The sequence below is a fragment of the Streptomyces sp. CC228A genome (assembly GCF_021390935.1).
Classification (GTDB): Bacteria; Actinomycetota; Actinomycetes; order Streptomycetales; family Streptomycetaceae; genus Streptomyces.
This window is the reverse complement of sequence record NZ_JAJPUI010000002.1, coordinates 774,461-792,911: the sequence shown is the minus strand read 5'-3', so window position 1 is coordinate 792,911 and position 18,451 is coordinate 774,461. Positions and strand designations below refer to the sequence as shown.

General features: G+C 69.9%; 21 protein-coding genes. 19 read left to right on the top strand and 2 right to left on the bottom strand.

Going from position 1 to position 18,451, the window contains the following annotated elements; all coding sequences use genetic code 11:
- Positions 1-55: 55 nt before the first annotated feature.
- From L6E17_RS08880 to L6E17_RS08795, 18 genes are all read left to right on the top strand, one after another.
- Entirely contained in the window at positions 56-517 is a 462-nt protein-coding gene (locus tag L6E17_RS08880) for a hypothetical protein (protein ID WP_236240195.1), read from the top strand.
- Positions 514-2,097, top strand: coding sequence for a hypothetical protein (locus L6E17_RS08875; protein WP_236240194.1), 1,584 nt, complete (start codon positions 514-516; stop codon positions 2,095-2,097). Before L6E17_RS08880 ends, L6E17_RS08875 begins: the two co-directional genes overlap by 4 nt.
- Before the next feature lie 82 nt (positions 2,098-2,179).
- Positions 2,180-2,776 carry a hypothetical protein gene (locus L6E17_RS08870; RefSeq protein ID WP_236240193.1) on the top strand — a complete coding sequence of 199 codons (597 nt, stop codon included), beginning with the start codon at positions 2,180-2,182 and terminating at the stop codon, positions 2,774-2,776.
- 8 nt (positions 2,777-2,784) lie between these two features.
- Positions 2,785-3,207, top strand: a complete 423-nt coding sequence (locus L6E17_RS08865) for a DUF3592 domain-containing protein (RefSeq protein WP_236240192.1) — start codon at positions 2,785-2,787, stop codon at positions 3,205-3,207.
- A 332-nt stretch (positions 3,208-3,539) separates the two neighbouring features.
- Positions 3,540-4,391 (top strand): hypothetical protein, encoded by an 852-nt coding sequence (locus L6E17_RS08860; RefSeq protein WP_236240414.1) that lies wholly within the window; start codon positions 3,540-3,542, stop codon positions 4,389-4,391.
- Between the two features lie 77 nt (positions 4,392-4,468).
- A complete protein-coding gene (cpaB, locus tag L6E17_RS08855) occupies positions 4,469-5,167 on the top strand; it encodes a Flp pilus assembly protein CpaB (protein WP_236240191.1) in 699 nt (232 codons plus the stop codon).
- Between the two features lie 6 nt (positions 5,168-5,173).
- The gene (locus L6E17_RS08850; protein WP_236240190.1) at positions 5,174-6,460 is read left to right on the top strand and encodes an AAA family ATPase; all 1,287 of its coding nucleotides are present in this window, start codon (positions 5,174-5,176) and stop codon (positions 6,458-6,460) included.
- Positions 6,461-6,551: 91 nt separating this feature from the next.
- On the top strand, positions 6,552-7,016 hold the full coding sequence (locus tag L6E17_RS08845) for a TadE/TadG family type IV pilus assembly protein (protein WP_236240189.1): 465 nt from the start codon (positions 6,552-6,554) through the stop codon (positions 7,014-7,016).
- A gap of 3 nt (positions 7,017-7,019) precedes the next feature.
- The gene (locus L6E17_RS08840; RefSeq protein WP_236240188.1) at positions 7,020-7,412 is read left to right on the top strand and encodes a TadE/TadG family type IV pilus assembly protein; all 393 of its coding nucleotides are present in this window, start codon (positions 7,020-7,022) and stop codon (positions 7,410-7,412) included.
- A gap of 93 nt (positions 7,413-7,505) precedes the next feature.
- Entirely contained in the window at positions 7,506-8,849 is a 1,344-nt protein-coding gene (locus L6E17_RS08835; protein ID WP_236240187.1) for a CpaF family protein, read from the top strand.
- Positions 8,850-8,916: 67 nt separating this feature from the next.
- A complete protein-coding gene (locus L6E17_RS08830) occupies positions 8,917-9,855 on the top strand; it encodes a type II secretion system F family protein (RefSeq protein ID WP_236240186.1) in 939 nt (312 codons plus the stop codon).
- Between the two features lie 35 nt (positions 9,856-9,890).
- Positions 9,891-10,778 carry a DUF5936 domain-containing protein gene (locus L6E17_RS08825; RefSeq protein WP_236240185.1) on the top strand — a complete coding sequence of 296 codons (888 nt, stop codon included), beginning with the start codon at positions 9,891-9,893 and terminating at the stop codon, positions 10,776-10,778.
- Between the two features lie 61 nt (positions 10,779-10,839).
- A complete protein-coding gene (locus tag L6E17_RS08820) occupies positions 10,840-12,243 on the top strand; it encodes a sensor histidine kinase (RefSeq protein ID WP_236240184.1) in 1,404 nt (467 codons plus the stop codon).
- Positions 12,244-12,282: 39 nt separating this feature from the next.
- Entirely contained in the window at positions 12,283-13,431 is a 1,149-nt protein-coding gene (locus L6E17_RS08815) for a response regulator transcription factor (RefSeq protein WP_236240183.1), read from the top strand.
- Positions 13,432-13,667: 236 nt separating this feature from the next.
- Complete coding sequence (locus L6E17_RS08810; RefSeq protein ID WP_308315849.1) at positions 13,668-13,904, top strand: hypothetical protein; 237 nt, start codon at positions 13,668-13,670, stop codon at positions 13,902-13,904.
- Positions 13,901-14,557, top strand: coding sequence for a pilus assembly protein TadG-related protein (locus tag L6E17_RS08805; protein ID WP_236240182.1), 657 nt, complete (start codon positions 13,901-13,903; stop codon positions 14,555-14,557). Before L6E17_RS08810 ends, L6E17_RS08805 begins: the two co-directional genes overlap by 4 nt.
- Before the next feature lie 30 nt (positions 14,558-14,587).
- Complete coding sequence (locus L6E17_RS08800) at positions 14,588-15,187, top strand: hypothetical protein (RefSeq protein ID WP_236240181.1); 600 nt, start codon at positions 14,588-14,590, stop codon at positions 15,185-15,187.
- Positions 15,187-15,822, top strand: a complete 636-nt coding sequence (locus tag L6E17_RS08795; RefSeq protein WP_374109017.1) for an OmpA family protein — start codon at positions 15,187-15,189, stop codon at positions 15,820-15,822. The genes L6E17_RS08800 and L6E17_RS08795 overlap by 1 nt, the downstream gene beginning before the upstream one ends.
- A gap of 81 nt (positions 15,823-15,903) precedes the next feature.
- On the opposite strand, the gene L6E17_RS08790 is transcribed toward L6E17_RS08795, so the two are convergent.
- Both L6E17_RS08790 and L6E17_RS08785 read right to left on the bottom strand, forming a co-directional pair.
- Positions 15,904-16,095 carry a hypothetical protein gene (locus tag L6E17_RS08790; protein ID WP_236240179.1) on the bottom strand — a complete coding sequence of 64 codons (192 nt, stop codon included), beginning with the start codon at positions 16,093-16,095 and terminating at the stop codon, positions 15,904-15,906.
- Between the two features lie 12 nt (positions 16,096-16,107).
- Entirely contained in the window at positions 16,108-16,959 is an 852-nt protein-coding gene (locus L6E17_RS08785) for a helix-turn-helix transcriptional regulator (RefSeq protein ID WP_236240178.1), read from the bottom strand.
- A 212-nt stretch (positions 16,960-17,171) separates the two neighbouring features.
- Between L6E17_RS08785 and L6E17_RS08780 the strand changes: the two genes are divergently transcribed.
- Positions 17,172-17,684 (top strand): ATP-binding protein, encoded by a 513-nt coding sequence (locus L6E17_RS08780; RefSeq protein ID WP_236240177.1) that lies wholly within the window; start codon positions 17,172-17,174, stop codon positions 17,682-17,684.
- Positions 17,685-18,451 lie beyond the last annotated feature (767 nt).

Here is an 18,451-nt window from a genome sequence, read left to right as displayed (position 1 = left end):
CGGATGCCTAAGGTGTGGCCGGCAATTCAGGGGAACGACCGGAGGGGCGTCAGGCATGCGTGGGACAGGTGGGCCGCCGTGGAACGGTGCAGCGCACGGTACGGCGGCGGGCGCGGAGAAGGGTGGCTTCTTCGCGCTGGTGCGTGCCTGGGCCGCCGCGCTCGTCGTGCTCGCCGTCACCGAGTACATCCAGATCACCTACATCCGTGAGCTGTTCGTCACCGAGGCGGGGCCGGAGTCGTTCGGCGCCGGCCTGCTGCTGATCCAACTGCCCGACCTCGTGTGCGTCGCGCTGGCCGCCTGGGTGGCCGGACGGGTGCACCGGGAGCCGTTCCGCGATGCGGTGCGGGCGCATCTCGCCGCGGTCTTCGCGGTGCCGGTCTTCCTGGTGGTCGTGAGCATCGCCCTCCAGTGGGGCCGGGCCTCGGCGGTCGGTCTCCTGCTGTCCAGCGCCGTCGCCGTGACCGGCGCGGCCATCGGCTATCTCGTGGACCGGCTGCAGGAGGGGGACCGATGAGGGCGCGCCGGGGGCAGGGACCCGCCGCGGGATGGTGGCGGCGCCGGACGGCGGCGGTCAGTCCGTCGGCCGGTTCCGACCGTGGCGCCACCGCGCTGGAGTACATCGGCGCGGTCGTCGTCGCCGTGGCCATCGTGCTGGCGCTGGTCGCCACCGGCGTGACCGGCTCCATAGGCGAGCGCTTCATGTGCTCCATATCGGCCCTCTGGGGCGGGGGCGGCGACTGCTCCGCCGGCGACGGCGGGGTGGACAAGCCGCAGGCCGCCGACGCGGACTACGAGCCGCCGCTCTGCACCATCTCCACCGTCACGGACAAGGCCGGCAGCAAGTTCGAGCTCGGGTTCCTGGAGTGGGGCAACGAGTACGGCTTCCAGGACAAGGTCCACCAGGCCAACTACGACGTGAACAAGGACGGCAAGGTCGACGGGAACGACCAGCTCATCTACACCACGTTCACGGACTCCGCGTCGATCGGCGCCACCGTCGGGGTCGGCGGCAAGATCGGCAAGCTGGGCAACGGCTCGGTCGACCTCGGCGCCGGCGTCAAGGTGAACAACGGCGACACCTGGGTCTTCGAGAGCAAGGAGGAGGCCGAGCAGTTCCGCGACGACCTCGAGAAGCTCAAGATGTACGAGATGCGCCGCACCTCGCCCGGCGGCGCGGAGGCCAGCATCGGTGACAGCCTCCTGTACCTCTTCGACAAGGGCCCGATGTACGAGGAGGAGAAGATCCGCGAGCGGATCGAGGGCAAGCTCAAGGACCGCCACATCAGTTACGGCTCCGCGGGCGTCTACACCAACGTGGACGGCGGCCTCGGGATCGACGCGGGCGACGAGCGCGTCGTCGCGGCCGGTATCAACGGCAGCGCCCAATTCGTCGGCGACGTGGTCATCACCACGGACGACTACCGGAACACCGAGTCGTACACGTACACGATGAAGGCCGACGGCGAATGGGGCGCCCAGGCCGGCGCCGGTGGTTTCGGGAAGGGCGACCACGCACAGGCCAACCGCAGTGCCACGGTCACCATCACCCGGGACCAGGAGACCGGCGAGCTCGTCCGGCTCGACTTCACCCAGACCACGGAGACCGGTGCGACCGGCACCTCCGACACGGCCAAGAACGGCAACGGCAAGGACGGCAAGGACGAGAAGAGCGGCGGTGTCGGCAGCGTCGACAACTCCGGCGCCAGCAACATCGAGATCCACACCAACACCCTGACGTTCCCGAAGGGCCAGGAAGGCGACGCCGACCGGGCCGTCGCCCAGCAGTGGCTGGACGGCGGCGGCGACGGCAGCGCGGTCTGGTCGTACATGCTGAACAACCATGCGCCGACCAGCCGGCCGGGTGCGGACGATCCGTTCGGGCAGCTCCTCTTCGACAAGGGGAAGTCCAGCAAGACCACGTACGATGGCATGGCCGAAGCACATGAGTACGGATTCGAGCTGAACCTGGGCCTTTCCGTCGGCGCCTCCATCTCCATGGAGAACAAGTCCGAGACGTTGAAGAATGCCGAGTTCCTGGGTGCCCCCAGGGGCGGGAAGCGCGACTACGTCCCGTACAGCTATTGCGCGCAGTAGCGGCGGGTAAGCGCACGGAAGCGCGCAGAAGCGCAGGCAGGCCGGCGGAAGAGCCGTTCGGAATAAGCGAGGGAAATCAGGGATGAACGCGAACGCGAAGCTGGGTCTTCGTGCGGTGGCGGCGGTGTCGGTTGCCGGACTGCTGCTCACCGCGTGCGGCGGTGGCGGCGGTGACACGAAGGCCGCTGCCCCGGAGGGTTGGGGCACCCTGGACACCGAGCGGCTCTCCGTCGCCTACCCCGAGGGCTTCGAGGAAGTCCCCCCGGAGAAGGGCAACACGTACGAGGTGGCGCGCGCCACGCTCACCGAGGACGGCGTCCTGGTCGCCGCGATGAGCGTCGACTTCGACTACGGCGACCTGCACTCCACCAGCCTGGCGGCCGCCGGCGCGAAGGCCCGGATCCAGATCGGGGCCACCCCGACCAGGACCGAGGACGTCGAGGTGGCGGGACCTGACGGGCCCGAGGAGGCCCGGAAGATCACGTACACGTTCACGGCGAAGGGCCGCGAGGGCGAGCCGCCCAAGGGCACCAAGCTGGAGGGCCTCATGGTGGCGGGCGTGGACGGCCGGTCGCGCCCGTACCTGGTCACGGTGAACTCCCAGGAGGGCACCCTCTCCGACCGGGACGTCTCGGACATCGTCGAGAGCATCGTGCTGAAGGAAACGAAGAAGAAGTAGGTGGCGGTGTGACGACCTTGGAAGTCGTCTTCCTGGTCCTCGGCCTGGCGTGCCTGACGGGCTGCGTGCTGAGCGTCCGCCGGGCGCTGATCGTGATCCGGCTGGTGATGCGCGGCGAGCGGACCGAGGGGTGGTGCGTGAGGCGCTCGTACCACCGGGACGGCAGGACCTACAACCACCCCGAGTTCACCTTCGCCTTCCGCACCCCCGACGGCGAGACCGTCGAGTTCAAGGACCGGCCTGGCGCCTTCGGATACGAGGAGGGCGCGCCGGTCCGCGTGTGCTACGACCCGGCGCGCCCGCGTAAGCGGGCCACCATCGCGGGGCCCGACACCTGGGGGCCGGTGTATGTGCGGATCCTGATCTGCGTGCCGTTGTTGCTGCTGTCCATGCCGCTGTACGGCCTGGCCCTGCACTGGGGCTTGATCTAGGGGGATCGGGGGTTCTGTGAGGGGTCTGTAACGGTTTCCACGAGCCTCGCCGACCCCTTGCGGTGAAACTCCTTGATCAATTCATTCAATATGGCGAATTGATCACCGTATTGCCTCAGGTCGGTGATCCGCCCCGGCTGACTTGTCCCGATTTGACGGCCGCTGGTGCGGTGAGATCACCTGTCAGTCAAATCGTCGGTGTTCTCTGTCATGTAGGACACCGATAAGGTGCTGGTGCAAGCTGAGCTGCGCAGTTGACGATCTGCGGTCCGCACGGGGGAAGTGCGGACCGGAGAATGAACGGGGATCTTGAAGTGTCGACAGCGATCGCGGTGACCAGCGCTGATCTGGTGCTGCCGCCGACGGACCAGCAGACGCCCTCGGCGGCGCTGCTGCAGTCGCCCGATGTTCAGCCGCTGGAGGCGGCGCTGGCCGATACGCGGGTGCTGATCGAGGAGCACGGCTATGTCGTCGTGCTCTACCCGTCAAGCCTCCCCCTGGCCTTCGAACGCCGACTCCACACTGTCAGGTCGCTGTTGGAGACCGACCGGATCGCCCTGCTCCGCACCCCGCTCCCCCCGCTCGGCCTCGCCGTCCTGGTCCGCCAGCTCCGGCAGTTGTCCCTCGCCGGCTTCAGTGCCGGAGTCGTCGCCTCGGCGGCGCGGCTGCTGTCGCACTACATCCACTCCGGCGCGCTGCTCAACTCCGTGGCCCGCCTGGACCGGGTCCCCGTGAGCCTGAAGTCGCACGCCAAGTCCTGGGTGCCCGGCTCCCAGTTCGGCGTGGTCGCGGCCCCCGAGCCGCAACTGATCAGGATCGGCAACGGCTCGCTGACGGGGCCGCCGTTCGCCACCCACCTGCTGGTCGCCAAGGGCCAGCTCCAGTCCGACTGGGTCACCGGGACCCTGGCGCCGGCCTGGCAGGTCCAGGCCGTCCAGGAGGCCGCGCTGCCCGCCGACTCGTCCCGCTGGTGGGGCACCGGCAAGCTCGTCGAGTTCGCCGCGTACCTCCCGGACTACGCGGTGCTCCACCAGTTGGTCTCCTCCGTCATGCGGACCCGCTGCCACTGGTGCGGGATGGAACTCATCGGTGACCGCTGCGCCTTCTGCTCCGCCCCGCTCGCCCAGCGCGAGCACCAGCAACCAGCCAACGGTGTCATGAATACCGGCCAGTCCGCGCAGTAGGGCCCGCCGCCCTGCCCGGACGCCCGCATCCGTCCGCCCGTTCCGCTCCCACGTCCCCTGATGAGGTTGTCCGGCCCATGAACTCCCGCCAGCGCCGCGGCGTCATACTTCTGATCCTCTCCGTCCTCCTCGGCTTCACCGCCTTCGCCGGTGTGCTCTCCGTGATCAGCGACGTGAAGTCCAAGGTCGGCCCCGAGGTCGAGGCCTTCCAGCTCAAGAAGGACATCGCGCCGTACACCCAGCTCAGCCCGAGCCAGTTCGAGAAGATCTCGATGCCCAAGCGCTGGCTGTCGGAGAACGCCGTCACCGACCTGGCGGAGATCGACGGGAAGATCGCCGTCACCAACCTCCGCAAGGGCTCCCTCCTGCAGAGCGACATGATCGTCAAGCGGCCGGCGCTGGAGGCCGGCGAGCAGGAGATCGCGATCATGATCGACGCCGCCACCGGTGTGGCCGGCAAGATCAAGCCGGGCGCCAAGGTCAACATCTTCGCCACCTTCGCGGGCGACAACGAGAAGACCCCCGCACAGTCCAAGATCATCGTCTCCAACGCCAAGGTCATCGACGTCGGCAGGCTGACCGCGCTGGAGGGCCGGGAGGACCGGGCCCGCAGCGAGGCCGTGCCGATCACCTTCGCGCTCAGCACCCTCGACGCCCAGCGCGTCGCCTACGCCGAGTCCTTCGCCCAGAACGTCCGCCTCGCCCTGATCGCCCCGGGCAGCGACGCCTCGCTCAAGCCCGGTGAGCGCACCTACGAAATCTCCAAGGACAAGTGAGACGGGATGATCACGAGGGTTCTCCCCGCCGTCGGTGACACCGACGCCGCCCGGTCCATCACCACCCTGCTCAGCCAGCTCCCCGACGCCGAGCCGGCCGTCCCGGTGGTGGATTCCACCCAGCTCATCGACACGCTCGCCCGGCTCGCCGGCGAGTCACTCGACGAGCTGCCCGAAGTGGTGCTCGTCCACGAGCGGATCGGCCCGGTGCCGGCACTCGAGGTGATCCGGGAGGTCGCGCTGCGCTTCCCGGCGGTCGGGGTGGTCCTCATCACGGCGGACGCCGGCCCGGGGCTGTTCTCCGCCGCCATGGACTCGGGCGCCCGCGGCCTGGTCGCCCTGCCCCTCAGTTACGAGGAGCTCGCCAGCCGGGTCCAGTCCGCCGCGCAGTGGGCCACCGGCGTCCGCCGCCACCTCGGGACCGGCGGCGATGTCGCGGCCGGCCCCGGCGGCGTCGTGGTGACCGTGTCCGGCGCCAAGGGCGGCGTCGGCACCACTGTCACCGCGATCCAGCTCGCCCTGGCCGCCCAGGCGTCCGGACAGTCCGTCGCCCTGGTCGACCTCGACCTCCAGACCGGCGACATCGGCTCGTACCTCGACGTGCGGTTCCGCCGCTCGATCGTCGACCTCGCCGGCATCCAGGACATCACGCCCCGGGTGCTGCAGGACGCCGTCTTCGGCCATGAGTCGGGCGTGTCCCTCCTGCTCGCGCCCAAGGAGGGCGAGCGCGGCGAGGAGGTCACCGACCGCTCCGTACGCCAGGTCGTCAGCTCCCTGCGCTCCCGCAACGCCGTGGTCGTCATCGACTGCGGCGCCCAGATGAACGCCGCGAACGCCGCCGCCGTCGAGATGGCAGACACCGCGCTGCTGGTCACCACCCCCGACGTGGTGTCCGTACGGGCCGCCAGGCGGCTGGTGACGATGTGGAACCGGCTCCAGATCCGCAAGGCCGAGGAGACCGTCAGCGTCGTCAACCGCTACACCCGCAACACCGAGATCCAGCCACCGCTGATCCAGAAGATCACCGGAACCGCGGTCGCCGGCACCACCGTGCCGGCCGGCTTCAAGGAGCTCCAGGGCGCCGTCGACGCCGGCCGCCTGCACGAACTGGACGCCAAGTCCGCCGTGAAGCAGGCCCTGTGGGGCCTCGCCGGGGAACTGGGCCTGGTCAAGGCCGAGGCCCTGGCGAAGATGCAGGGCAAGCACCGGGACCGCGGCTCGGTCGGCCTCAGGCGCCGCCGCTCGCACGGGGCCGGCGGCGACGGGACGGCCGGCCAGGGCAGGAAGACGTAGCACCGCGCAGCGAACGCGTACGTGTGCTCACACCCGTACTCGTACGCGTAAGAGCACGCCAGACGGACACGAACAGGGGGCGATGTGCATCATGAGACTCCGGGTGGGCGACCGCCACGGCCGCGGGGGCGGAACATCCCCGGCTGAGGCGGGCGGCAAGGGCGGATGGCGCCAGGCCGTGAGGGACCGGCGGCACGCCGACCGGGGCCAGCTGGCGGTGGAGTTCGCCGGCATGGTGCCCACGATCCTGGTCACGATGGCCGTGCTCTGGCAGTGCGCGCTGACCGGCTACGCGTTCGTGCTGTCCGGGAACGTCGCCGACAAGGCCGTACGGGCCGGCGCGACCGCCGACACCTGGCGGGAGAGCCGGGACCAGGCCTGCGAGCGGGGCGGCCGGGAGGACCTGCCGGGCGGCTGGACGGCCCGCATCGACTGCAGGGCCGACGGCGACATGGTGACGGCCGACGTCGAAGTCCGGGTCCCGGTGCTGTTCCCCGGCGGCGTCGACTTCGACCTGGGGATCGACAGCAGGTCCTCGGCCGTGAAGGAGAGCTGACCGATGCGTGGCATACGTTCCACTCCCGCCCGCAGGGCGAACCGCGAGGACCGGGGCCAGGCGGCCGTCGAGTACGTCGGCATCCTGCCGCTGCTGCTCCTCGTCGGCGCCCTCGTCATCCAGCTCGGCCTCGCCGTCTTCGCCGTCCAGCAGGCCGGCACGGCCTCCCGCGCCGCCGCGCGCATGGCGTCGTACGACCACCCGGACCGCACCTTCCGGGAGGCAGGGCGCGACGCGATGAGCGACTGGCTGGCCGACGACGCCCGCTTCGACGTCGAGGCGCGGCGCGACGAGGTCACCGTCACGGCCACCGTCCCGATCCCGTCGGTCATCCCCGGCCTGCTCGACGGCATGGAGGCCCGACGCAGCGCCACCATGCCGATCGACGACCACTGACCCCACCCGTACCCCACCCCATGCCCGCCGCCGCCCACCGACACCACGTGAGAACCCGGCACCACCACCCAGCCGCACCAGGGAGATGACGACATGAGCCTGCGGGCGCGCCTCAACGGTACCGAGCAGCCGCAGAACGGGCTGACGGAGGAGAGCCGGCTCGTCTCCGTCTACCGCGCCAAGCTGCTGGAGGAAATCGACCTCGCCGAGATGTCGACGCTCCAGGCATCCGAACGCCGCGCCCGGCTGGAGCGCGTCCTCGGCCACATCATCAGCCGCGAGGGCCCGGTGCTGTCCTCGGTGGAGCGCGCCCAGCTGATCCGCCGCGTCGTCGACGAGGCCCTCGGCCTCGGCATCCTCGAACCGCTGCTGGAGGACGCCTCCGTCAGCGAGATCATGGTCAACGGCCCCGACCAGGTCTTCGTGGAGCGAGGCGGCCGCCTGGAACTGCTCCCCATGCGGTTCGCCAGCAACGAGCAGCTCATGCAGACCATCGAGCGCATCGTCTCCACCGTCAACCGCCGCGTCGACGAGGCGAACCCCATGGTGGACGCCCGGCTGCCGTCCGGTGAGCGGGTCAACGTCATCATCCCGCCGCTCTCCCTGACCGGCCCCATCCTCACCATCCGACGCTTCCCCAGGGCCTTCACGCTCCAGGAGATGATCGGCCTCGGATCGCTGGACGAGCAGATGCTGGTCCTGCTGTCCGGGCTGGTCCGCGCCAAGTTCAACGTCATCGTCTCCGGGGCCACCGGCACCGGTAAGACGACACTGCTCAACGCCCTGTCCGGGCTCATCCCCGAGGGCGAGCGCATCGTCACCATCGAGGACTCCGCGGAGCTCCGCCTCCAGCAGTCCCACGTCATCACCCTGGAGAGCCGCCCCGCCAACGTCGAGGGCAAGGGCCAGATCACCATCCGCGACCTGGTCCGCAACTCGCTGCGTATGCGCCCCGACCGCATCATCGTCGGTGAGGTCCGTGGCGGCGAGACGCTCGACATGCTCCAGGCGATGTCCACCGGTCACGACGGCTCCCTGGCGACCGTCCACGCCAACAGCGCCGAGGACGCGCTGATGCGCCTGCAGACCCTGGCGTCGATGTCCGAGGTCGAGATCCCCTTCATCGCGATCAAGGACCAGATCAACAGCGCCATCGACGTCATCGTGCAGCTCACCCGGCACACCGACGGCTCCCGCCGGATCACCGAGATCGCCATCGTGGACTCGCACGGCCGCGAGGACTACAAGATCGTCTCGGTGTGCCGGTTCCAGGCCCAGCCGCTGTCCTCCGACGGCGTCGTGCACGGCCGGTTCGAGTACCACCCGCTGCCCCGGAGGGTCGCGGAACGGCTCTACATGCGAGGCGAACCGATCCCGCAGGCCTACGGCGTCGCCCAGTCGGAGGACCAGCTGTCCGTACGCAAGACCGCGGGCTGACACCCGAGGGCGCAGCCCCTCCCCGCCCGCCCCGCCCGCCGCTCCCCCCGAGAAGGCCCCGCCCGCCATGGACAACCTCTATCTCCTGACCGTAGGTGTCACACTGCTCGCCTGTGTGCTCGCCGTCATCGGAGTGCACACGTACTCCGCGGGCAAGGCGCAGCAGCAAGCGCTCTACCAGCGGATGTCGCAGACCGGTCCCATCCCCGTGGTCGGGCGCCGACGCCGGTTCAGGGGCGTCGACCGGCGGCTGCGCGGCACCCGGCTCGGCAAGCGCATCGAACGCAAGATCAACACGACGGGCCTGGACCTCACCCCCGGCGAGTACGCGGTGTACGTCGTCGGCGGCGTCCTGGGCCTCTACTTCGTCGTCGGTTCGATCTTCGCCCCGTTCTTCGGCCTGCTCGCCGCGCTGCTCGGCCTGTGGGGCGGCAACTACTTCCTGAACTACCAGATCGGCAAGCGCACCGAGGCGTTCATCAACCAGCTCCCCGAGCTGACCCGCGTCCTCGCCAACGCCACCCAGGCCGGCCTCGCCCTCCGCACCGCCATCGCCATGGCCGCCGAGGAGCTCGACAACCCGGCGGGCGAGGAGTTCCGCAAGGTCGCGGACCAGCTCGCCGTGGGCCGCAGCCTGGACGACGCCCTCAACGAGCTCGCCGAACGCCTGCCCTCACGGGAGCTGACCGTCCTCGTCTCGACGCTCATCCTGTCCAACCGGGCCGGCGGCACCATCGTCTCCTCGCTGCGCAACCTCACCGACACCCTGGAGGAGCGCAAGGAGACCCGCCGCGAGGTCACCACCCTGCTGTCCCAGGTGAAGGTCACCGCCGTCGCCGTCCCGCTCCTCGGCTTCGGCTTCCTGCTGATCCTCAACGGCATGCGCGACGGCGCACTCGACGACATGACCAACGCCACCGCCGGCAAGGTCGCCGTCGTCATCGCCTCCGGCCTCTACGGCCTCGGCTTCTTCCTCATCAACCGGCTCACCCGCGTCCGCATCTGACGCCGCCCACGCCCGCAGAAAGGAGGAGGGCACGCATGGAACTGCTGATCGCCGCACTCTTCGGACTCGCCGTCTACGGCGTCTTCCACGGCATACGCCTCTACCGGGCGGACGCCAAACTGCCCGCCGACCTCGCGGTCGCCCTGGAGGTCGGTGCCAGCCGCACCACCGCCGCCGGCTCCGCCATCGACCGGCTCGGCATGAGGTACGCCCCCAGCGTGCTGCGCGTCATGGGCCCCAAGCGCGTCGACAAGGTGCGCCGCAAGCTCGACATGGCCGGCAACCCCAACGGCATGACCATCGACCGGTACGCCGCGCGCGTCGCCGTGTACGCCGGCCTGGGCTCCCTCACCAGCCTCAGCATGCTCATGAACGGCCAGGTCATGCTGGCCATCCTGTTCTTCGTCTACGGCATCTTCTGGACGGACGTCACCATCAAGTCCGCCATGGACCGCCGCAAGGCCGACATCGAGCGCACCCTTCCCGACTTCCTCGACGTCCTCGCCGTCGTCGTCTCCGCCGGCCTCGGCTTCCGCCAGGCCCTGGAGCGCGTCGCTGAGAAGTACGCCGGCCCCTGGGCCGACGAGCTGCGCATCACGCTCCGCCAGATGGACATGGGCGTCAGCCGCCGCGACGCCTTCGAGCAGCTGCGCAAGCGGAACGAGTCCGAGCAGGTGTCGATGTTCGTCTCCGCCCTTCAGCAGGGCGAGGAGCTCGGCGCGCCGATCGTCGACACGCTCATCCAGATCGCCAACGACATGCGGCGCACGGACGCGCAGAAGGCCCGCCAGCGGGCCTCCAAGGCCGTCCCCAAGGCCACGATGATCGTCACCAGCTTCATGCTGCCCGGGACGATGATCCTCATCGGCGTCGGCTTCTACTACGCGTCGGGCGTCGACTTCAACGACCTGCTCGGCGGCTGACATGGGGGCCACGGAGCGGAACGGCGACGGACACCGATGACCACGGGGAGGTGACGGACACATGCCAAGAGGCAGAAGGATCATCGCGCTGATCGGCGGCGCCACCACGGAGCTGTTCCCCGCCGTCGGGGGAGCGGCGGCGCCCGCGCTGCCGATCCAGGTCAACGCCCTGTCGGCACTGTGCCGACGGCTGTACGGCTTCCGCCTGGCGATGACCCTGCTGGCCACACCGTTCGCGCTGACCGGCCTGCGCGGTGAGCTGTCGGGGTGGCTCGTCGGCTCGGCCGTCCTGGTCACGGTCATGGTGTCGTACGCGCTGCTGCGTGACTGGGAGCGGTTCGGCCCCGTGCTGCTGCGCCATCCCTTCCTGCTGGCAGCCGACATGGTGTTCGGCGCGCTGCTGCTGTTCACCGCCTCACCCAACTCCACCCTCGCGTACGTCACCATCTGCACCCCGCTGCTGGCCGGCCTCGTCTACGGCTGGCGCGGCGCCGCGGTCTTCGCGCCCCTCCAGTGCCTGCTGGTCGGCCTGGCGTACGCGGTGGACCGCCACGCGGACCTGGACTTCTCGGCGCTGCTCGTCGTGGGCCTGTGCGTGCTGGCCGGGGCGGTCGGCAGCAGCCTGCGCCGCCTCCTGCTCGGCTTCGGCGCCGCGTCCCAGGCGCTCACCGAGACCCGCGCGCGGCTCGCCGTCAACGAGGCCGTCGAGGGCGAGCGGGCCCGCCTGGCCCGCGAGATGCACGACTCGGTCGCGAAGACCCTGCACGGCGTCGCCCTCGCCGCCGACGGCCTGGCCCACTCCGCCGACCGCATGGACCCCGCCACGGTCAAGCACCAGGCCGAACTGGTCGCCCGCTCCGCCCGCCGGGCCGCCGCCGAGTCGCGCGAGCTCCTCGCGGACCTGCGCCGCGAGTCGGGCCTGGACGGCGGAGTGGACGTCACAGCGGAACTGGCCGCCCGCACGGCGGACTTCCAGCAACGCAAGGGCCTCCCGGCCACGTACCGCGCCCTGGGTGGCACCCCACCGCCGCCGGTACCGCAGGCCGCCGCGCGCCAGCTCCTGACGATCGCCTCGGAAGCGATGGAGAACGCCCACCGGCACGCCCAGCCCACCCGTCTGGACGTCTCCGCCGGCGTCGTCGGCGACGTACTGCGCGTCAGCGTGTACGACGACGGCCGCGGCCTGCCCGCCGGCACCACCCTGGACGACCTGCGCCGCGCCGGCCACTTCGGCCTGGTCGGCATGGTCGAGCGGGCCGCCGGTATCGGCGCCCGCATCCGCATCGGCCGCGGCCGCGCGGCACACGGCACGGAAGTACGCCTGGACCTCCCGCTCGCGGCGCTCGGCCCGCGGGGCCAGGCGCTACCCCCCGACGAACCGCCGCGCCCGGAGCCGAGCGGACCGCACGGCGGCGCCCCGGGCATCCCGTCTCCCCTGCGCCGCTCCAGCCGCGCCCGCACCTGACCGTCCCCACCACCCCATCCTTCTGAGAGGAGGCCGCACATGCCGGACGACACCTTCCCCACCACCGGGTACGAGACGCAGAACGTCTCCCAGTACTCGTCCGCCCACCCCACAGCCGTGCCGCTCACCGCGCAGCAGACAGGCGGACCACCCGTTCCCCCACCGGCGGCGGCACCCGCCGGGCCCACCGGTACACCGGCCGAGGGCATACCCGCCTTCCCCTCGATGGCCGAGGCACCGAAGGCGCCACCCCTGCGCGTGGTCGTCGCCGACGACAACCCGGTCGTACGGGCCGGACTCACCGTGCTTCTGTCCGGGCGCGACGACCTCCGCGTGGTGGCCGAGGCCGCCGACGGCCGCCAGGCGTATGAGGCGGCGGTCCGGCACCGCCCGGACGTCGTCCTCCTCGACGTCCGGATGCCGGGCGTGGACGGCATCTCCGCGCTGCCGCACCTGGCGCGCATCGCGCCCGTACTGATGATGACGTACAGCAGGGAGGCCGAGATCGTCCACGAGACGCTGCGCCTGGGGGCGGGCGGCTACCTCGTGCACGGCGAGTTCACCGCGGACCAGCTGGTCGCGGCCGTACGGGACATCAAGGCGGGCCGGCCCCACTTCACGGCCACGGCCTCCAGCGCCCTCCTCGACAGCCTGCGCGGGGGCGGCACGCCCGCGGCGGGCAGCCCGCTCCCCGACGGACTGGGCACCGCCTTCACAGGCCCCGGCTACCAGCCGAACACCGTGCAGCAACCGCCCGTTCACGGAACGGGCCACGCGACGCCGTACCCGCCCATGCCGAGCGTGCCGACGTCTGCAACCGCACATACTCCAATGTCGAACATTCCACGGAATCCGCCGATCCCCGGCGGTGCAGCGGAGTTGAGTGCGCAACAATTTGCTTCTTCCCCTTCGCTTCCGCAAGCGGATGTGGCACATTCTTCTCTTGGCCCGACGGCACCCGCCGGGGCCGGGGGAGTACTGGGAGAGCTGAGCCAGAGGGAGGTGGAGGTGATGGAGCTGATCGCGTCCGGCATGACGAACCAGCAGATCGCCGACACCTGTTTCATCAGCCAGAAGACCGTGAAGAACCACATCAACCGGATCTTCGCCAAGCTGAACGCCCAGAGCCGCGGCGAGGCCATCGCCATCTGGAACGGCGCGACGCGAGGGGGTGCGGGCCGTGGCTGACCGCACGTCGTCGGGCCTGGGCCCGGAGTCCCAGCGGGCCACCGCGAGGGCCCAACCGCGGGGTTGGGCCCGCCGTTGGGTCCTGGGGCCCATGTGGGCGGGGCGTTCCCCGGCGTACGTTTCCGGTGTCGCCAGCGAGACCGGCCGGGAGGAAGCCGGAAGCGCGAACGACACACAGACTTCGTACGTCACAGAGTCGGCCGGCGATCGGCCGGCCGAACCTGGAGGGGAACCCCATGATGAAGGACACCGCGATCAAGGCCGCCGCCACCACCAAGGCCTACATCGGCACCTGGGCGAACACCCGCGTCGAGAAGATGAAGGCCCGTCGCGACGAGGGCCAGGGCGCGATCGAGTACGTCGGCATCACGATCCTCGTGGTGGCCATCGTCGTGGCGCTGCTGAACACGGAGATGGGCGACACGATCGCGACCGCGTTCACCGACGCGATCGGCGAGGTCCTCGGCGAGTGAGCCATCGGGTTCGCAACGAGGAAGGGCAGGCCGCACCGCTGTATATCACGGCGGTGGTTGGTCTGCTCTTTCTCGCGTTGCTGTACTTCGTGTTCGGCAAGGCGGACGTCCGGCGTAACGAGGCGCAGACGGCGGCCGACGCTGCCGCACTCGCGGCGGCGATGGATTCCAGGAACGGCCTGAAGATCGGCTTCCTGGACAAGATCCTTGACCCCGACGGCCTGAAGGACCTGATCCGGGGCGACGTACCGGGCAAGACCAGGGGCTGCAACGAGGCGTACCGCTTCGCTGAACGGAACGGTGCTCAGACAGGTTCTGTGGTCTGTGATCCGCTGTACGACGGCCGCTGGGGCTTCACGATCGAGCTGAAGTCCGGCCAGACAGTTGGTGACAGCGCACTGCCTGGAACAGAGAACAGGCGTGCCACCGCCAGTGCCACGGCCATCGTCGAACCCCTCTGCCGCTTCAAGCCCAATGAGGACGCGGAGATCCCCGAGGAGCCCGGGGATGACGACGAGCCCGGTGAGGAAGAAGAAAAGCCGTCCCCCGGCACGATCCAGTGCGATGGCAAGGACTGGATCATCGACCCGGCCAACCTGGACCTCCTTCCGGACATGGCGGACCTCTTCCGTGTCCGACTGGCCGAGGACTGACCGCGAGCGAACACGAAGGACTAGCGATTCATGAAGATTCGGCACGTAGGAAAGCTGCGCCGGGCTGGGGCGGCAGCCGCCCTGGCCGCCGCTCTGGCGGTGTCCGTGACGGCCTGCAACGGTGACGATGGTGCTCCGCCACCGGCAAGCTCCGCGTCCGCCAGTGTGGACAAGGGCCAGGACAAGGACCCGGGCCAGCAGGACGACGGCAAGACACTGCCGGACACGAGCAAGGTCGTTGCCACCCTCAAGGGCAACCAAGGCATCGAGATGGTGCTGTACTCGGTGACCCGCGATGAGGGCGGCTTCCTGACGGTGGGCGGTGAGATCAAGAACACTGCCGGCAAGCGCTATACCGTTCCGCCCGCGTGGAGTGGCGAAGAGTCAGCCATCGTACGGACAGGGCGGTCGCTCGCCGCGATGACGTTGGTGGACTCCAAGGAGAAGAAGCGCTACTACGTGCTCCGTGACACCGACAACCGTCCGTTGACCACGACAGGGTTCTCGCCCTGGATTCAGCCGAACGAGAGCGTGCCCTTCTTCGCCCAGTTCCCCGCCCCCCCGGCGTCCACCACCAAGGTGGACCTCCAGTTCCCCGGCTTCCCCAACGCGCCGATTGAGATCTCCTGATGAGTGCCACCACAACCCGTACCCAGCGCGCGCGTGTGCGTACGGCGGCGACCGTGGTTGCCGGGGCACTCGCGCTTGGTCTGATGGGCATTCCGCAGGCCGTCGCGGACGAGGGCGACAGCCCGTACCCGACGCCGTCGGCCGCGGCACCCGTTGAGGTGAACCAGTCGGACCCGGACCTCAAGCTTCCCGACGGTGCCACCCTTGCCGCGCCCAAGGTCCTGGACATCCGGTCCGTGGTCGAGGACCTGGCCGGTGAGGAGCGCCGCGAGGACACCAACGCGGACGTGCGGCTCGCGCTCCAGGCCGAGGTGCTGTTCGGCAAGGACAGCGCGGAGCTCGGCAGCGCGGCCGAGGCCCGTATCAAGTCGGTGGCCGAGGAGATCAAGACGAACGGCGCGAACCAGGTCCGTATCTTCGGCTTCACCGACAACCTCGGCTCCTCCGCGCACGGCGACGTGCTGTCCAAGCAGCGTGCCGAAGCCGTGCACGAGGTGCTGTCCAAGGAGCTCGGCTCCGACGTGAAGTACGAGATCCGGGGTTACGGCGAGCGTTACCCGATCGCGGACAACAGCACCGAAGAGGGCCGTAAGAAGAACCGCCGTGTGGAGATCTCCTTCCCGCGCGGGTCCTGACATCCAGGCTTCCGGTCGCTGATACGACGAGAGGGCGTCCGCCATGACCGTGGCGGACGCCCTCTTGCGTGCGCGTTGGCCTTAAAGCAGGTGGTCCGCTTTGCCGGCCTTGATGTCGCGGATGAGGTTGCGGAGGGCCTCACGGGTGTCGGTGATGGCGTGGTCCTCTTGCCCCGCGACGGCGATATACGCATTGCCGTCGTTGTCGGTGCCTATGCGGAAGCAGTTGGCGGCGTTGCCGCAGAACGGGGATTCCCATCGGATGGTCTGCACGTTGCTGCTCTCCTAGAGCTCTTTCGCGATGGCTCGAATGAGGTCCCGTGATGCCTCAGGCGGCAGCGTGAGGGACTGCATCTCGTCGAGTTGCGACCGGTAGTTGCGCAGTTGTTCCTCCGAGTCAAGGAACTCCGGACCGTGTGTGCTGTCCAGCTCCACCACGTCCAGTTGCTGGACACGGTCCTGGGCGTAGATCACGGACTGGCCTGCGCCTGGAAAGCCTCCGGCCTTGAACGGGATGACGCGGACGGTGACGTGAGGTCGCGTGGACGCTGCGGCCAAGTGCTCCAGTTGGCGGCGGGCCACTCGCGGTCCACCGAACTGCATGCGCAGAGCGGCCTCGTGCAGTACGACGTCGACTACGGGTGGATCGGGCTTGTCCAAGACCTGTCGCCGGCCGGTGCGGTGGGCGACCCGGGCCTCGATCTCGGCCGACGAGAGGCGTGGGATGACCAGCTTGAACAGGGCGCGGGCGTGTTCTTCGGTCTGGAGGATTCCGGGCATGTGGACGGTCAGCGCCACCCGTAGGCGCTTCGCGTACCACTCGAGTTCGGCGACGTCCACGAAGTCGGCGGTGAGGGTGTCCCGGTGGTGTTCCCACCATCCCTCCGTACGGTCTGTCGCCATGGCCGCGAGCGCGTCCACCAGTTCGGCGTCCTGGCAGGAGTAGTTCCTCGCGAGGGTACGCACCCGCTCGGCGCTGATGCCGGACCGTCCGGACTCCATGTTCGGAATGTTGGTGCGGGGCACGCCGAGCAGAGCCGCGGCGGCTTCGGTGGTGATGCCCGCCGCCGCGCGCATCTTGCGCAGCTCGGCACCCAGCCGTCGCTGGCGCAGCGTCGGTGACTTCCTTGGTGGCATGCGCCCTCCCCGTGGGCCGGTCGATGTGGCCAGTGTGGCCCTTGGTCTGCGCGCCGGTCCAACCTCCGGCGACATTCCGCGGTCCGTAGTACACGTACTCCCAATCCTCTACAGTTAGTGCTGCACCGCTCACGCAGTGAAGCCGGAAGTGCATCGACGTGCCGTGCCATCCGCGCGTTCGACAGGCCACCGGCCACCTTGTGGGCGCTCGCGTGACCGACAGTTCTCCGCACCCCATCCGGGAGTTCGCCATGTCGTCGACGTCCATCCTCCGCAGCGCGCTCTGCCCCGTCGTCCCGCCCCACAGGGATGGGGCCCGACCGCCGCGCAGCCTCTCGTACAGCCTCACGCTGCCCGGGGAACTCCGCAGTGCGGCCGTCGCGCGGGCGGCCGTCGGGACCGTGCTCGCGGCGCACGGGCTGGAGCGGTACCGGCTGCCCGCGCAGGTGGCGGTGTCCGAGCTGACCGCGACCCTGGCCCGGTTGACGCCGGGCAAGGACCTGTACGTCTCCGTACGGCACCGCGGTGACGTCCTGCGGCTGGTGGTCTGGGACCAGCACCCGCGCCACCGGGACCCCGGGGCGGAACGCCTCTGCGGGGAGCGGCGGAGCCGGGCGCTGTGGCTGCTGGCGGCCGTGGTGGAGGACTGGGGCGGGGAGTGGGGCGTCAGTGGGGCGGCGTCGCCGCAGGTGGGGACCAAGTCCTGGGTCACACTTCCGCGCTGAACCGAACCGGCTCCGCTGAGCCCGGTCCTCCTCAAGATCTGTGCCGCACGAGCCAAGGCGCAAGCCGACGCAGCGGCCGTACGCGGGCGGGACCCTCCTGCGACTGACCGCGACGCCGATGCTGAAGGCGGTTCGCCCTGACGAAGAGCAGGGCGATCAGGGAGCCGACGACGTGCAGTGCGGCGAGGTCCGCGACGGCGGCCCAGGCGTACTGCATGACGTCACTTCGTCGTGCAGGTGGAAAGTGTGCGTCACGACGCCCTCCCCGCTCTCTCGCGTTCTCACCGGGTGCGTACTGATGAAGTGAACGACCGCCACTGAGCGACCCGACGACGCTGGGCGGCATGTACGAGAGGGTGACTGCCACGGCCGGCAGTCGCCCTCTCGTGTTGCTGCCGTGGAGAGCCTGTCGTAGGCCCGTGGGCCCACGACGTGGGCGGGTGGGGCGCCTTAGCCTGACGGAAACTCATTTTGTATGCCGGCGAGCTTGGGTGGGGGCACGGATGGCTTGGGTCGGTGGCGTGTCCGGTGGCGGCGGGGCCGTGACGGCTCCCGGTGGCGGGCGGCGTGAGCTGCCCCGCGCGATGCGCGTGGCGCGGGTGCTGATCCATGTGCTGTTCGGCGCGACGGTGGTGGGCGGGCTCGGCCTGTTCGGCTCGGCGCTGGCGGCGGACGCGCTGGAGGCCGGACTTCTCGGCGTCCTGCTGTACGGGGCGGCGCCCGGTGTGGCGGCGTGGGTGCTGTCGCGGCGGGCCTGGACCGGCGGC